General features: G+C 66.1%; 12 protein-coding genes. 7 read left to right on the forward strand and 5 right to left on the reverse strand.

Features of this window, described 5'->3' with window-relative positions:
* The first annotated feature begins 73 nt into the window (after positions 1-73).
* Complete coding sequence (gene ybiB / locus Q8Q80_RS10750) at positions 74-988, forward strand: DNA-binding protein YbiB (protein ID WP_305632902.1); 915 nt, start codon at positions 74-76, stop codon at positions 986-988.
* A gap of 55 nt (positions 989-1,043) precedes the next feature.
* Here ybiB (Q8Q80_RS10750) and Q8Q80_RS10755 read toward each other — a convergent pair whose 3' ends face one another.
* A complete protein-coding gene (locus Q8Q80_RS10755; protein ID WP_305632903.1) occupies positions 1,044-2,531 on the reverse strand; it encodes a methyl-accepting chemotaxis protein in 1,488 nt (495 codons plus the stop codon).
* A 673-nt stretch (positions 2,532-3,204) separates the two neighbouring features.
* Complete coding sequence (locus Q8Q80_RS10760) at positions 3,205-3,450, reverse strand: hypothetical protein (protein WP_305632904.1); 246 nt, start codon at positions 3,448-3,450, stop codon at positions 3,205-3,207.
* On the opposite strand from Q8Q80_RS10760, the gene nirB reads away from it, so the two are divergent.
* From nirB to ybiB (Q8Q80_RS10790), 6 genes are all read left to right on the forward strand, one after another.
* Positions 3,449-5,917 (forward strand): nitrite reductase large subunit NirB, encoded by a 2,469-nt coding sequence (nirB, locus tag Q8Q80_RS10765; RefSeq protein ID WP_305632905.1) that lies wholly within the window; start codon positions 3,449-3,451, stop codon positions 5,915-5,917. The two genes, Q8Q80_RS10760 and nirB, sit on opposite strands and share 2 nt — an antisense overlap.
* Before the next feature lie 135 nt (positions 5,918-6,052).
* The gene (gene nirD, locus Q8Q80_RS10770) at positions 6,053-6,370 is read left to right on the forward strand and encodes a nitrite reductase small subunit NirD (protein ID WP_305632906.1); all 318 of its coding nucleotides are present in this window, start codon (positions 6,053-6,055) and stop codon (positions 6,368-6,370) included.
* Between the two features lie 268 nt (positions 6,371-6,638).
* Complete coding sequence (locus tag Q8Q80_RS10775; RefSeq protein WP_305632907.1) at positions 6,639-7,853, forward strand: NarK/NasA family nitrate transporter; 1,215 nt, start codon at positions 6,639-6,641, stop codon at positions 7,851-7,853.
* Between the two features lie 16 nt (positions 7,854-7,869).
* Positions 7,870-9,549, forward strand: coding sequence for a bifunctional protein-serine/threonine kinase/phosphatase (locus tag Q8Q80_RS10780; protein WP_305632908.1), 1,680 nt, complete (start codon positions 7,870-7,872; stop codon positions 9,547-9,549).
* Positions 9,550-9,710: 161 nt separating this feature from the next.
* The gene (locus Q8Q80_RS10785; protein WP_305632909.1) at positions 9,711-12,440 is read left to right on the forward strand and encodes a nitrate reductase; all 2,730 of its coding nucleotides are present in this window, start codon (positions 9,711-9,713) and stop codon (positions 12,438-12,440) included.
* Between the two features lie 44 nt (positions 12,441-12,484).
* Entirely contained in the window at positions 12,485-13,489 is a 1,005-nt protein-coding gene (ybiB, locus tag Q8Q80_RS10790; protein ID WP_305632910.1) for a DNA-binding protein YbiB, read from the forward strand.
* Between the two features lie 43 nt (positions 13,490-13,532).
* Here ybiB (Q8Q80_RS10790) and Q8Q80_RS10795 read toward each other — a convergent pair whose 3' ends face one another.
* The 3 genes from Q8Q80_RS10795 to yaaA are packed head-to-tail and all read right to left on the reverse strand — an operon-like array spanning position 13,533 to position 15,830.
* The gene (locus Q8Q80_RS10795) at positions 13,533-14,414 is read right to left on the reverse strand and encodes a dienelactone hydrolase family protein (RefSeq protein ID WP_305632911.1); all 882 of its coding nucleotides are present in this window, start codon (positions 14,412-14,414) and stop codon (positions 13,533-13,535) included.
* Positions 14,415-14,426: 12 nt separating this feature from the next.
* Complete coding sequence (locus Q8Q80_RS10800) at positions 14,427-15,017, reverse strand: hypothetical protein (RefSeq protein WP_069040241.1); 591 nt, start codon at positions 15,015-15,017, stop codon at positions 14,427-14,429.
* A 39-nt stretch (positions 15,018-15,056) separates the two neighbouring features.
* Entirely contained in the window at positions 15,057-15,830 is a 774-nt protein-coding gene (yaaA, locus tag Q8Q80_RS10805; RefSeq protein ID WP_305632912.1) for a peroxide stress protein YaaA, read from the reverse strand.
* Positions 15,831-15,878: the final 48 nt, after the last annotated feature.

Genomic DNA, 15,878 nt, shown 5'->3' on the forward strand with positions numbered 1-15,878 from the left:
CTGTACCGACGCTGCAGGGACTGACGACTATAACGCAGCCGACCGCGGCGCCCGCGCGGGCATAATCCGGCCCATGGACTACACGAAACAGATCAAGGAAATCGGCCGCGGCGCAAAGGGCGCACGCGCGCTGTCGCGCGACGACGCACAGGCGCTGTTCGGCGACATGCTCGACGGTCGCGTGCCGCCGCTGCAACTGGGCGCCATCGTGCTGGCGATGCGCATCAAGAGCGAATCACTGGATGAACTGCTGGGTTTCAAGGCGGCGCTCGACGCGCGCCTGACCCGCGTCGAGGCACCGCCCGGCCCGCGCACCGTGGTGCTGCCAACCTACAATGGCGCGCGCCGCCGCCCCAACCTGATGCCGCTGCTCGCCATGATGCTGGCGCGCGAGGGGGTGCCGGTGCTGATCCACGGCCACTTCGATTTCGAAAGCCGGGCCGATCCGTTTGCGCTGCTGGCCGCGCTCGACCTGCCGCTGGCCGACAGCGCCGCACACGCCGGCGAACTGCTCGCGCACCGGCGCATTGCCTGCATCCAGGTCGCGAAACTCAGTCCGGGGCTGGATGCGCTGCTGTCGTTGCGGCCGCAGCTGGGCGTGCGCAATTCGGCCCATTCGATGACCAAGATGATCGATCCGCTGCCCGGGCGCAGCGTGCGCGTCGTGCCGGTGACGCATCCGGAGTATCTGGACAAGATGACGCAGTTCCTGCGGCTGGATGGCGGCCATTCGATGCTGCTGCGCGGAACCGAAGGCGAGGCCTATGCCAATCCGGCGCGCCGGCCATCGATGATCGGCTTCTTCGATGGCACTGAAAGGCTGTTGTGCGAGGCAGAGGACGGCGCCTCGGCGCTGACCCAGCCGGAAGCCGGCATCGATGCAGCCGCCAATGCGGCGTTGATCGGCGAGCTGCTGGCGGGTCGCCTGCCGCTGCCGGCGCCGCTGCAGGCGCAGTACGACGCTTGCCGGGAACTTGCGGGGTGTTGACGCAAAAGCGGGATCCGCGTTTTCAACGCAGACCCCGGTATCGCTTTGATGGACCCTAGTTGAGCTTGAACTGCCGGCTTGCGCCGACCAGCGATTCCGCCGTTTCACCGAGCCGTGCGGCGGTGGCGCGATCTTCCTCGGCGATCACCGCAGTGTCGTGCGCCAGCCCGGTGACCTGTTCGATGCCCTGCGCGATGCCGGTTGCCGCCCGCGTCTGCTCGCGCATCGAATCCGACATGCCGACGATGATGTTCATCATGGCGCCGATCTCGGAGGACACGGCGGCGATGGAATCGCTGACCGATGCCACCTGATCGACCCCGCGCTGCGCCGTTGCCACCGTATTCGCGACGCTTTCGAGCGCGCGGTCCTTGCTCGTCTGCATCGCGTCGACCGTGCGGGCGATGTCTTCGGTTGCCAGGCGGGTGCGTTCGGCCAGTTTGCGCACCTCGTCCGCGACCACCGCAAAGCCACGTCCCTGCTCGCCGGCCCGGGCGGCTTCAATGGCGGCATTCAGCGCCAGCAGGTTGGTCTGGTCGGCGATTTCCTTGATCAGCGCGACGATGGATTTGACGCTGTCGAACTGCGAGCCGATCAGCTCCATGCTGCTTTCCACCTCGTGTATGGCTTCACCGGTCTGCCGGATGTCGCCGGCCAGCCCCTGCATGACAGCCACCCCGTTGTCGGCCGATTGACCGCTGCGCTGCACACGCGCACTCGCTTCATCCGCTTCGCCGGCAATGTGCTGGATCGACGTGGTCATCTGATGAACCGCGGCAGCCATGCGTTCGCTCGCTTCGCACTGCTCCCCGGTCGAGCGCGTGATGCGTTCCGAATTGACGCGCAGCGTATCCGCCACATTGCGCGCGCTGACCGACTCGGTGACGATCAGACTGACCGTCTGCGCCAGCTTCAGTCGCATCGATTCCATCCTGCCCAGCAGCGGCATGCCCGGGTGCTGCGGCACATCGGACACCAGATCGCCGGCACCGATGCGCTCCGCGATGTCGCCGATCCAGGCAGCCTGCAGGGCGTCGCGCTTCAGGCCGACCGCCATGTAGCACAGCAGCCCCGCCTCGGCCACGACGAACGCTGCATGCACGAACACCATCGACAGATTCGCGCCACCGGCGAACACGAACACGCCGACACCGGCTGCCTGCATGAAATTGAACGCCAGGTGATGCACGGCGATCACGCCGGCGGCCATCACGATCGGGCGCCAGTCACGGTAATAGAGCAGGAAGGCCAGCATGACGAATATGGTGAAGTGCGCTTCGATCAGCCCGCCAGTGAGCTGGATCAGCAGCGCTGCCAGCACCATGAAGGCACTGGCACAGGCAAGGCGGGTCACCAGTGCGCCCGGTGCCAGGCGATGGATCAGCAGCGGCATGATCGCCGCCGGCAAGCCGACCATCAGCGAAACGAGCAGGTCGCCGTACGCCGCACCGACCGCAATGCAGACGATGGACAGCAGTGAGGCGCTGATCAGCATCACGCGATCGGCAGCCGAATGGGCCGATTGGAGAACGTGTTCGTTCATGGCGAAACCTTGTTGGTGACAATCGGGGTGCGCGGGTTCGTACAGAGGTCCGCAGGCTTGTCCAGCATGTGTCCGGCCAAGGCAAAGCCACTGGCTGTCAGCCAGCCGGTCAGCAGAAGCCATGCCAGTCGATCTGCGGAACGGCTGTGCGGGCTGGCGGGACATGAGATCGATCGGTCAGTCATGAACTGCTTAACGGAGAAGGGGGCTGATTTCTTGAAAGGCAAGGGCGTCGCACCACAAGGGTGCATCGGTGCGCGACAGCCGCCACTGCGGTGCGCAACGAATGCGTGCCGAAGGTGAGCGCCGAACCACGTCGAACCGTGTGATGACCACCGGAAATCCTTGATGGACGGGCGTTTCCGCCGGTCCGGCGCTGAATACCGGCAAGCCGCGAACACGATGGCAAAGGATTTGCTTAGTGTCTTTCGGTCACGTTGCACCCATGCGTGGTGGAACCTGACCGACGTTCTGTTCATGTCCCGATCATTCCTGCCGACCCGGTGGCGCACGGCGCACCCGACCGGAGGGATAAAAGGCCAGGCAACCACGACGCAACGACGCGTCCTGCCTCGCCCGATGCGCGACCGCTGAATCGGGCCAACCACTCAGAGCGGTTTTGACCGCCCCTACATCGCGTCGAGCATCGCGTCTCGACAGCATCAATGTCGCATCAGGCGCAGGCGCCCGATGTGACCCGGCAGCAAGCGGCTTCCTCGTCCAGCGGCGGACCGGAACCGGCATATATCCATTCGACCGGCATGTGCCGGTCACGATCATTTGAAACCGACAGCCATCGGCGCCGACGCCGATGCGTGCGTCCGCTCGCGTGCGGGGTCTCGACCCGACCGCCGGGCGACGCCGTTGCCGGATCGTCGGCCGCGCGATTCGCGGTCAGCACTCGCAGGAAGCGGACCATGGAAAAGAAACGTCTTGTGATGGTGGGCAACGGGATGGCGGGCTGTCGCACGCTGGAAGAGCTGATCAAGATTGCACCGGGGATGTACGACATCACCGTGTTCGGCGCCGAGCCGCATCCCAACTACAACCGCATCCTGCTGTCGCCGGTACTGGCTGGCGAAATGACGGTGCAGGACATCATCCTGAATGACTGGGACTGGTACCGCGACAACGGCATCACGCTGCATGCCGGCAAGAAGGTCGTGAAGATCGACCGCAAGGCGCGCAAGGTGGTGGCCGAAGACGGCACCGAAGCCGAATACGACCGCCTGCTGCTGGCGACCGGCTCCAACCCCTTCATCCTGCCGGTGTCGGGCAAGGACCTGCCGGGCGTGATTGCCTATCGCGACATCGCCGACACCGACGCGATGATCGCGGCGGCAGCGAACCACCGGCACGCGGTCGTGATCGGCGCCGGACTGCTCGGTCTGGAGGCGGCCAACGGCCTGGCGCTGCGCGGCATGCACGTCACCGTGGTGCATCTGGGCGCATGGATCATGGAACGCCAGCTCGACCGGCCATCGGCCGACATGCTGCAGGCCTCACTCGAGAAGAAGGGGCTGGCCTTCCTGCTGGAGAAGCAGACCGAGTCGCTGATCGCCGGACCGGATGGCCGTGTATCGGCCGTGCGCTTCAAGAGCGGCGAGACGATTCCCGCCGATCTGGTCGTGATGGCCGCCGGCATCCGCCCGAACACCACGCTGGCGGAATCGGCCGGCATCCACTGCAACCGCGGCATCGTCGCCAACGACACGATGCAGACCTACGACCCGAAGATCTACGCAGTCGGCGAATGCGTCAGCCACCGCGGCATCGCCTACGGCCTGGTCGCACCGCTGTTCGAACAGGCCAAGGTGTGCGCCAACCACCTCGCGCAGTACGGCATCGGCACCTACAAGGGTTCGGTCACCTCGACCAAGCTGAAGGTGACCGGCATCGACGTGTTTTCGGCCGGCAACTTCACCGGCGGCCCGGGCTGCGATGACATCGTGTTGCACGACCCGTCGGGCGGCGTCTACAAGCGGCTGGTGCTGGAAGGCGAACGTCTGGTCGGCGCCTGCCTGTATGGCGACACGGCGGATGGCGCCTGGTACTTCCAGCTGATCAAGGACGGCCAGGACATCCACGCGGTGCGCGACCACCTGATGTTCGGCCAGAACCATCTGGGCGACGTCGGCCACAAGGGTCAGACCCAGGCCGCGTCGATGCCGGACACGGCCGAAGTGTGCGGATGCAACGGCGTGTGCAAGGGCACCATCGTCAAGGCGATCAAGGAAAAGGGTCTGTTTTCGCTGGACGACGTACGCAAGCACACCAAGGCGTCAAGTTCCTGCGGCTCATGCACCGGCCTGGTCGAACAGATCCTCGCCTCGTGCATCGGCGGCGCCTACACACCTGCCAGCTCCACCTCGAAGGCGATGTGCGGCTGCACCGACATGAACCACGGCGACGTGCGCGCCGCGATCCGCGACCGCCATTACATCGACATCCCGACCGTGATGCGCGAACTGCAGTGGAAGACGCCCAACGGCTGTGCGTCCTGCCGTCCGGCACTCAATTACTACGTGCAGTCGAGCTGGCCGCACGAGGCGAAGGACGATCCGCAGAGCCGCTACATCAACGAACGGGCGCACGCCAACATCCAGAAGGACGGTACCTATTCGGTCGTACCGCGCATGTGGGGCGGACTCACCACGCCGAATGAGTTGCGCGCCATCGCCGACGCGGCCGAGAAGTATCAGGTGCCGACGGTGAAGGTGACCGGCGGCCAGCGCATCGACCTGCTGGGCGTGAAGAAGGACGACCTGCCCGCCATGTGGGCCGACCTCGCGCAGGCCGGCATGGTGTCGGGCCACGCCTACGGCAAGAGCCTGCGCACCGTGAAGACCTGCGTCGGCGCCGAGCACTGCCGCTTCGGTACCCAGCTGTCGATGGGTCTGGGCGTCAAGCTCGAAAAGATGCTGTTCGGCATGTACAGCCCGCACAAGGTGAAGCTGGCCGTGTCCGGCTGCCCGCGCAACTGCGCCGAAGCCGGCATCAAGGACGTCGGCGTCATCGGTGTTGAATCCGGCTATGAAATCTATGTCGCCGGCAACGGCGGCATCAAGACCGAAGTCGCGCAGTTCTTCTGCAAGGTGACCAGCGACGACGAGGTGATGGAGTACTCCGGCGCCTTCCTGCAGCTCTATCGCGAAGAAGGCTGGTATCTCGAACGCACCGTGCATTACATCGACCGCGTTGGCCTGGACTACGTGAAGGGCAAGGTGGTCGACGACGCCGAAAACCGCAAGGCGCTGTACGAGCGCCTGCTGTTTGCGCTGCAGGACTACAAGGACCCGTGGCTGGAACGCGCGCAGGCCGACGCGAAGTCCGAACTGGGCCGCGAATTCCGCACCATCGCCATCCGCCAGGCCATGCAGGCTTGATTCAGGGATGAGGGGCCAGAGGCTAAAGGCTGGGGGCTGGCAACAGCACCTCCTCTCGCGCGGCAAAGCCGCGCCTGTTCCCTGGCCCCTCACCCCTAGCCCCCAGCCCCTCCAGATACACATACAGGAACCCTCATGAGCATCGAAACCTCCACCTGGGCGCCGGTCTGCGCGCTCGAAGACATTCCACATCTGGGCTCGCGCGTCGTGCGCAGCGACACCGGCGACATCGCCATCTTCCGCAATGACAGCGAGGTTTTCGCGGTGCACGACAAGTGTCCGCACAAGGGCGGCCCACTGTCGCAGGGCATCGTGCATGGCAACACCGTCACCTGCCCGCTGCACAGCTGGAAGATCCAGCTCGACTCGGGCGACGCCGTTGCACCGGACGTCGGCTGCACACGCAGCTTCGAAGTGAAGGTCGAGAAAGGACAGGTACTGCTGAAAGCCTGACCCACCGCGTACGCCCCGTTGTTCGGGGTGAACGCGGTCCCGTAGGTTGGGGTGAGCGCAGCGATGCCCAACAAGAGCTCGATACGCATCGCAATCGGTGGCATCGGCATGTTGGGCATCGCTGCGCTCACACCAACCTACAAACGATTACCGAAACGCCGCCTGGCGAAGCTCAGCGGCTCACTCATTTCATTCACAGCAATCCCGAAGAAGGTCTGCCCGCAACGACGCGCGCAAGACCGATTCGTCACGGGGAGGTCATCCACCGATGGACAGGAAAGCATTTCTCAAGGCCGGCCACACGCCCACGCTGTTTGCCGCCTTTCTCTACTTCGATCTCGCCTTCATGGTGTGGGTGCTGCTCGGCCCGCTCGGCGTGCAGATCGCCCAGGACCTGCACCTGACGCACGCGCAGAAGGGCTTCATGGTCGCGGTACCGGTACTGGCCGGTGCGCTGCTGCGCATGCTGATGGGCGTGCTGGTTGACCACCTGCAGCCGAAGAAGGCCGGCGCCATCGGCCAGGTCATCGTCATCGCAGCGATGTTCGTCGCCTGGCAGTTCGGCATCCACAGCTATGAACAGGCGCTGTTGCTGGGCTGCTTCCTCGGCTTCGCCGGCGCCGCGTTCGCGGTGGCGCTGCCACTGGCATCGCGCTGGTATCCGCCGGAACACCAGGGCACGGCGCTGGGCATCGCCGGCGCGGGCAATTCCGGCACCGCACTGGCTGCGCTGTTTGCGCCGGGGCTGGCGGCGGCGTTCGGCTGGATCAATGTGTTCGGTCTGGCGCTGATTCCGCTGGTGGCGGTATTCATCTTCTATCTGCTGGTGGCAAAGGATGCGCCGGAATGCCCGCCACCCAAGACGCTGGCCGAATACCTGAAGGTGCTGAAGGACCGCGACGCCTGGTGGTTCATGTTCTTCTACAGCGTCACCTTCGGCGGCTTCGTCGGGCTGGCGTCGTCGCTGACCATCTATTTCAACACCCAGTACGGGCTGGACGCGCAGATGGCGGGTTACTTCACCGCCGCCTGTGTGTTCGCCGGCTCGCTGGTGCGGCCGATCGGCGGCAATCTGGCCGACCGCATCGGCGGCATCCGCACCCTCACCGTCATGTATGTGATCGCTGCCGCCTTCCTGTTCGGCGTGAGCTTCGGCCTGCCGCAGGCCTGGATGGCGGTGGTCGTGTTCGTCGGCGCCATGCTGGCGCTGGGCATGGGCAATGGCGCGGTGTTCCAGCTGGTGCCGCAGCGCTTCCGGCGCGAAATCGGCGTCATGACCGGCCTGGTCGGCATGGCTGGCGGCATCGGCGGCTTCTATCTGGCGTCGTCGCTCGGCTATTCGCGCGAAGCGACCGGCAGCTACCAGACCGGCTTTGTCATTTTCGGGCTGCTGGCCGTGCTGGCGCTGATCGGGCTGACGCGGGTGAAGACGCGCTGGCGTACCACCTGGGGGGCGGCCCATCTCACCAATGCACGCATCTGACGCGGGATTTCCGGTCATGACATTGAAGGTGTCCATCGGTCAGTGTTCGATCGCCGGACCGCGACCGCGCAACGAGGATTTTGCGGGTGCGGTGACGCCCGCCGGCGAGACGCTGGATGCCAGGGGCTTGCTGTTCGCCGTGGCCGATGGCGTCGGCGGCCATGCCAACGGACGGGAGGCGGCCGAGCTCACCGTGCGCGGCCTGCTGAACGACTACTACGCCACACCCGATACCTGGAGCATCACGCAGTCGATCGACCGGGTGCTCGGTGCGCTCAATCGCTGGCTCATCGCGCACGCCGCGCGCACCCGCGAAACCGCCGGCATGGCCACCACGCTGTCCGCACTGGTACTGCGCGGCACGCGCTGGCATCTGGCCCACGTCGGCGATTCACGCATCTATCTGTATCGTGCCGGGGCACTGACGCGCCTGACCGAAGACCATACATGGGCGCATCCGGAGCTGTCGAATGTGCTGCACCGCGCGGTCGGGCTCGATGCCCGCCTTGCCGTCGACCACGCCGATGGCGAACTCGAGATCGGCGACTGCTTCGTACTGCTGAGCGATGGCGTGTGGAACACACTGCACGACGAAGGCATCGCCGGCGAACTGGCACGCCGCAGCGAACCGGAGTCGCTGGCTTCGGCGCTGGTGCTGCAGGCCGAAGCGCGCGGCGCCAATGACAACTGCACCGCGCTGGTGGTGCGCGTCGACGCGCTGGGGCAGGCGGCGCTGCGCGACCGCCTTGCGCAGGCTGCGCAGCTTGAACTGCCGCCGCGACTGCACCCGGGTGATGTCATCGACGGACTGAAGATCGAGGCGGTGCTGCACGAATCGCGCGTAACGCTGCTGTATCGAGTGCGCGACACCGCCAGCGGCGACATCAAGGTGCTCAAGACCTTGCGTGCCGACGCGGCCGACCCGGATGCCATCGCCGCCCTGGTGCATGAGGAATGGCTGGCGCGCCGGGTCGTGTCGCCACTGTTTCCGCAGGTATCGAACCATGCTGCACGAAGCAGCCTGTATTACCTGATGAGCTGGCACGAGGGGGCGACGCTGCGGGCCCGGCTCGATGCGGGACATCATTTCGATATCGAACAGATTGTGCGGCTGGGCTGCATCGTCCTGCGCGCGCTCGGCACATTGCACCGGCTCGGCATCGTGCATCGCGACATCAAGCCGGACAACCTGCACCTGGACGCCCAGGGCGCATTGCGCGTACTCGATCTCGGCGTCGCGGCATCCGATGGCGAGGCTTTCGGCGAAATCAACAACCCCGGCACGCCCAGCTACATGGCACCGGAACTGTTCGCCGGCGCGACTGCCAGCGAGTCGAGCGACCTGTTCGCGCTCGGCGTCACGCTGTACGAACTGCTGACCCGGCGTTATCCGTATGGCGAGGTCGAACCTTTCCAGCGACCGCGCTTCGGCGATCCGCTGCCGCCCACGCGTTTTCGCCCGGAAACGCCGGAATGGCTTGAAGCGGCGCTGCTCAAGGCCGTTGCCCGCGCACCCGAAGCGCGCTTCGAAACCGCCGAGGAGTTCCTGCTCGCGCTGGAGCGTGGCGCACACCGCCCGCTTGCGCTGCCCCGACGCACACCGCTGATCGAACGCGCATCGCTGCGGCTGCTGCGCGTATTGCTGACCGTATCGGCGCTGTTGAATCTGTTGCTGCTATGGGCACTGCTTTCGTAAGGACCGCGCGCAGCGCGCACCAGTGGCATGCATGCACCGTTCACCGCGCCCCGCGACGGAGCGCACGCGTACGGCTTCGCGGCAAAAGCGCTCGCCCAGACGCAAAAACCAGCCTTCAGTAACGTGGCATACGCCTTGCTAAATGTCTGGCGGAGACAACAATGACCGATAAGCAACACGAAACCCGCTCGACCTGCTGCTACTGCGGTGTCGGGTGCGGCGTGATCATCGAACACGACGGCAGCCGTATCAGCGGTGTGCGCGGCGACCCCGAGCATCCGGCGAATTTCGGCCGGCTGTGCACCAAGGGCGCCACGCTGCACCTCAGCGCGCGTCCGGAAACGCGCGCCCTGCATCCGGAACTGCGCCTCGGCCGCGATGCGCCGCGCACACGTGTGGGCTGGGATGCTGCGCTCGACCATGCCGCAGACCGGTTTGCGGCCATCATCGATGCGCACGGCCCGGACGCCGTCGCCTTCTACATTTCCGGCCAGCTGCTGACCGAGGATTACTACGCCTTCAACAAGCTGGCAAAGGGACTGATCGGCACCAACAATGTCGACACCAACTCGCGCCTGTGCATGAGTTCGGCCGTGTCGGCCTACAAGATGACGCTGGGCGCCGACGCCCCGCCCTGCGCCTACGAAGACATCGACCACACCGACTGCCTGCTGATCGCCGGCGGCAATCCGGCCTACGCCCACCCCATCGTCTATCGCCGCATCGAGGACGCTCGGCGCGCCAATCCAGCGCTGAAGGTGATCGTCATCGACCCGCGCCGCACCGACACCGCGTCCGACGCCGACCTGCATCTGCCGCTGCTGCCCGGCACCGATGTCTGGCTGTTCAACGCCATGCTGCACGTGCTGCTGTGGGAAGGTCACGCCGACGACGCCTTCATTCGTGCGCACACCGAAGGCTTCGACGCACTGCGCAGGCACGTCCGCGACGTGACGCCGGCGGTAGCCGCGGAGATATGCGGCCTGCGTGCCGAAGACATCGTCACTGCGGCACAGTGGTTCGGTTCGGCGAAGGCTGCGATGTCGATGTGGTGTCAGGGCCTGAACCAGTCGCATCACGGCACGCACAACGGCACGGCACTGATCGCGCTGCATCTGGCCACCGGCCAGATCGGCCGCCCGGGTGCCGGTCCGTTCTCGCTGACCGGCCAACCCAATGCGATGGGCGGGCGCGAAGTCGGCGGCATGGCCAATCTGCTGTCCGGCCATCGGGACCTCGCCAACCCGGCACACCGGGCCGAAGTCGCCCGTCTGTGGGGCGTCGATGACGTACCGGCGCAACCCGGCCTGACCGCGGTCGAACTGTTCGAGGGCGTGCGCAGCGGCAAGGTGAAGGCGATCTGGATCGCCTGTACCAATCCGGCGCATTCGATGCCCGATCAGGCGCTGATCACCGAAGCGCTGCAGGCGGCTGAATTCGTCGTCGTGCAGGACGCCTGCCGCAGCACCGAAACGGCCGCCTTCGCCGATCTGCTGCTGCCGGCGACCACGTGGGGCGAAAAGGAAGGCACTGTCACCAATTCGGAACGGCGCATCACGCATGTGAAGGCGGCACTGCCGGCACCGGGCGAAGCGCGCGCCGACTGGCGCATCGCCTGCGAGTTCGCACACGCGCTCGCGCCCCGGCTCGGCCGCGACGCGCTGAGCCTGTTCCCCTATGACACCGTTGAACAGCTGTTCAGCGAGCACACCGAAACCACCCGCGGACGCGACCTCGACATCACCGGCCTGAGCTACGCCCTGCTCGACCGGCTCGGTCCGCAGCAGTGGCCCTTTCCCGCCGGTGCCGATACCGGCCGCTCCCGCCTCTACACCGAGCGCAAGTTCGCGACAGCGGACGGCCGCGCACGCTTTGTCGTACCGGTCACCACCACCACTGCGGAAAAGATCGATGCCCGCTTTCCGCTGCACCTGAATACCGGCCGCCTGCGCGACCAGTGGCACTGCATGAGCCGCACCGGCCAGGTGGCGCAGCTGTACAGCCATGTCGACGAGCCGCGCGTCGAGGTGCACGCCGACGATTTGGCACGCCGCGGTCTGGCCGACGGCGACCTCGTGCGCATCCGCAGCCGGCGCGGCAACATCGTGCTGCGCGCGCATGCCAGCGCAGCCCAGCGACCGGGCAGCGCCTTCGTCGCGATGCACTGGGGGCGCAACACCCTGTCGAACAGCGGCGCCAATGCACTGACGGCCGGCCGGACCGACCCGTATTCGAAGCAGCCCGAGCTCAAGCACGCCGCGGTGCAGATCGCGCGCGCCGAGCTGCCGCACCATGCGCTGCTGCTGCGCACCGAAGCCAGCGACGAGGCCGCCGTCAGTGCCGCGCTGCAACGGTCGGAAGCGCTGGCCCCGGTACTGGCGCGCTTTGCCTACGCCGCGCTGTCGCTGGCCGGCCGCGAGCGCCCGGTGCTGGTGCTGCGCATCGCGCACGACACGCCGATTCCGGACGAATGGCTGGCCGACATCGACCGCATCTGCGCACTCGACAACCCGGCCTGCCTGGTCTATCGCGACGCGCGGCGCGACATCACCAAACGCGCACTGATCGAGGACGGGCTGCTGACCGGCATCCGGCTGACCGGCGAAACCGCCGCAGCTGGCTGGCTGCGCGACGTCATGACCGGGCGGCAGCCGACGACCGACCTGCGGCGCTGGCTGTTCGCACCGCTGGTCACGCCGCCGGTGGCCACCGCCACGCGCGGGCGCATCGTGTGCAATTGCCTCGATGTGGCCGAACCCGACATCGTGCGTGCCATCGATGACGGAGCGGATCTGGTGTCGCTGCAGCAGTCACTGCGTTGCGGCACCTCATGCGGCTCCTGTGTACCCGAGTTGAAACGCATGCTCGATGCACGACGGCAGGCGGCATAACAATATTTCGAGGATACGAACATGAGCCTGGAGCGAGCGCCGCGATGTTGAGCCAACAGACCCTGACAGACATGCTGTCCGCGCTCGGCCGTGGCGGCGACGAAGGCCGGGATCTGGCGGAAGAAGAGGCTTACGGCCTGTTCGCCGACATGCTCGACGGCCGCATTCCGGCGCTCGAACTCGGTGCCGTGCTGGCCAGCCTGCGCTGGAAGAACGAATCAGCCGACGAACTGGCCGGCTTTGCGCGCGCGCTCAACGAACGGGTCCCGGTCATCGAGCTACCGCAGCATCGGCCTCGCATGGTGGTCATTCCGAGCTATTCGCGCGCCGGCAGGGCACCCAACCTGATGCCGCTGCTCGCGCTGATGCTGGCGCGACTCGAAGTGCCCGTGCTGGTGCATGGGCTCGTGGGCCATGGTGCGCGGGCGGGCAGCATCGACGTGTTTGAACGGCTCGGCCATGCACCCTGCAGCAGTCTGGCCGATGCGCAGACCACGCTGAATTCCGGGCGCTGCGCCGTGGTGCCGACCGAAATGCTCAGCCCGTCGCTGGACAGCCTGATCCGCTTGCGGGATCGCATGGGCAATCGCAACACGGCGCACGTCGTCGCCAAATTGCTCGATCCGGCACCGCTGCGCAGCCTGCGCGTGATCTGCGTCGCCGACGCCCAGCTGTTGTCGCGACTGCACGACATGTTCCTGCGCACACCGGAACGGGCGCTGCTGATGCGCGCCCCCGATGACGATTCATTTGCCGACCCGATGCGCCGGCCGCGCATCCAGATGTTCGAGCACCACACCGCCCGCACGCTGTTCGAAGCCGAAACCGGCACGCCGCAGCTGGTCAATCCGCTGCCGCAGGCGGAAAACATCGAGGCCACCAGTGACTGCATACGTGAAATGCTGGAAGGTCATCGCGCCATCCCGCAACCGCTGCTCAACCAGGTGGCGGCCTGCCTGTTCGGCAGCGGTTCGGCGCGCGACCTGACGCATGCCAAGGCCACCGTTTCACTCGGGCTGGCGCACGCAACACCGCACTCGGCCCACTGACGTTCGCCCACAGAGGCTCGCGGACGGAGCGCAGTCGACGGCGTCAAGCGCCGTTGGCGGCCATCCAGGCCAGGCAGCGCTGCCAGCCGTCCCTGGCATCGACTTCACGGTAGCTCGGCCGGAAGTCGGCGTGAAAACCGTGCGGCGCCTCCGGATACAGCACGATGTTCGAGCGGCGTGCCGCATCGGCAGGTGACTTCGACAGGGCATCGCGCATGGCGTCGACGTCGCTGTTCGGAATCCCCTGATCCTTGCCGCCGTACAGGCCGAGCACCGGCGCCTTGAGCGCGTCGGCCAGATCGATCGGGTGGTTCGGCGTGAGCTCACCCGGCAGGCCGTCGAGCTTGCCGTACCACGCAACGCCGGCGCGCAATGCAGGCTGGTGCGCGGCATACAGCCAGGTGATGCGGCCGCCCCAGCAGAAACCGGTTGCCGCCAGACGGGCCGCGTCGCCGCCGGCCTGTGCTGCCCAGGCGACACAGCTGTCGAGATCGCTCATCACCTGCGCATCACCGACGCGCGACACGATGCGTTCGAGTATTTCCGGCACGCTGCTGATCTTCGACGGATCACCCTGGCGAAAGTACAGCTCGGGCGCGATCGCGAAGTAACCAGCCCGGGCAAAGCGCCGGCAGACGTCACGGATATGTTCGTGCACGCCGAAGATTTCCTGCACCACCAGCACCACCGGCGGTTTCGGCGTGGCGGCCGGGCGGGCGAAATAGACCGGCAGCTTCTGCGCATCGGCCGTACCGACTTCGGCCATGCCGGTATCCAGACCCGTCGCGGGCGTCGTGATGATCTGCTGCGCCATCACCGGTTGCGCGGCCAGCGCGAAACCGGCCACCGTTGCGGTGCGCAGGAAGTCGCGCCGTTCCGGATCGCCCGGCATGCCGCTTGCAGGTTTTGCTGCGCTCGAATCCACGGCCAATCCTCCTCAGCGATTGATGAAGCCGGGCTCGCGTGCAGGCACCGAGTCCGAGAACTCGTTCAGCTGGCGCGCCAGATCCATCTTGCCGGCGGTCGCCACCTGCGGCACGTAGTTGCGGAACAGTTCGCTGATCGCGGCACGCTCGCCGCCCTGGAACTGGCCGGCAACCGGGTACAGGCGCTCGATCATGTCGATGCCTTCGGACCACTTGTTCTGCGCAGCGCAGGCGATCGACAGTTCGGCGAGGCGACGGGCCAGCGGCAGGTCCGGGGCGCTGCCGGCTCGCTTTTCCTCGATGGTCAGCGATTCGCGCAACAGCTCCTCAGCACCTTCCCAGTTGCCGAGCATGCGCTTCAGTTGTGCATAGTTGTACAGGCGCTGCGACTTGGCATCCGGGGTGATCGCGTTCACATCCGGGTGCATCAGCGCCTTGTAGCAGAGCTCATCGGCCAGACCGATGTTGTTGTCGGCCCACGCAGCCCGGCATTCGCGGAAAAAACGGTCGGACTGGTTGTCCTGCGCGGCCGAACCGGCGCTCGCGCCGAGCAGGCAAAATGTCGCGGCAAGTGCCGTCAGCAGATGTTGTTGGCGGGTCATGGTCAGATCTCCTCGTGATGGGTGGTGCTTTTTATGGCCTCAGGCGAGGCGTCTTCTGTAGATCCACTGCGTGTCCGACGACGCCTTGACGTCGAATGCGTAGCCGTCGACGGCAAAGTCCCGCAGTGCCTCGACGTCATCGATGCGATGGTCGGCGGCGTAGCGTGCCATCAGGCCACGGGCACGCTTGGCGAAAAAGCTGATCACCTTGTAGGTGCCGCCCTTCCAGTCCTGGAACACCGGCTGGATCACTTCCGCCTTGAGCGTCTTGCGCTTCACGGCCTTGAAGTACTCGTCGCTGGCGAGGTTGACCAGTACCGGCCGCGAATCGTTCTCCAGCAGGGCGTTCAGCGCCTGCGTCGGCAGTTCGCCCCAGAACGCGTACAGATCCCTGCCCGACGGATTGACCAGCCGGGTACTCATTTCCAGCCGGTAGGGCAGCATCAGGTCAAGCGGACGCAGCACCCCGTACAGCCCGGACAGGATGCGCACATGCTGCTGCAGCCAGTCGAGCCCGGCACGGTCGAGCGAGCGGGCATCGAGTCCGTCGTACACGTCCCCGTTGAACGCCAGCGCGGCCGGACGCCCGCGCGGGGCGTCGTAGTCCGGCGTCCAGTCGGCGTAGCGTGCGGCATTCAGCGCGGCCAGCGGCTCGGAAATGCTCATCAGCGATGCGAGGGCGGCCGGACTTCTCGACTTCAGGATATCCACCAGCACGGCCGAACGATCGAGAAAGTCGGGCCGCGTCGCGCTGGCAGCGGGCAAGGTTGATTCGTAGTCGAGCGATTTGGCGGGAGACAGGACAATGATCATTTGCGGGGCATGAACAGGATTGATTTCGCGATGGTAGCGTGCGCCATC

It is taken from the genome of Methyloversatilis sp. (assembly GCF_030698125.1).
GTDB lineage: Bacteria > Pseudomonadota > Gammaproteobacteria > Burkholderiales > Rhodocyclaceae > Methyloversatilis.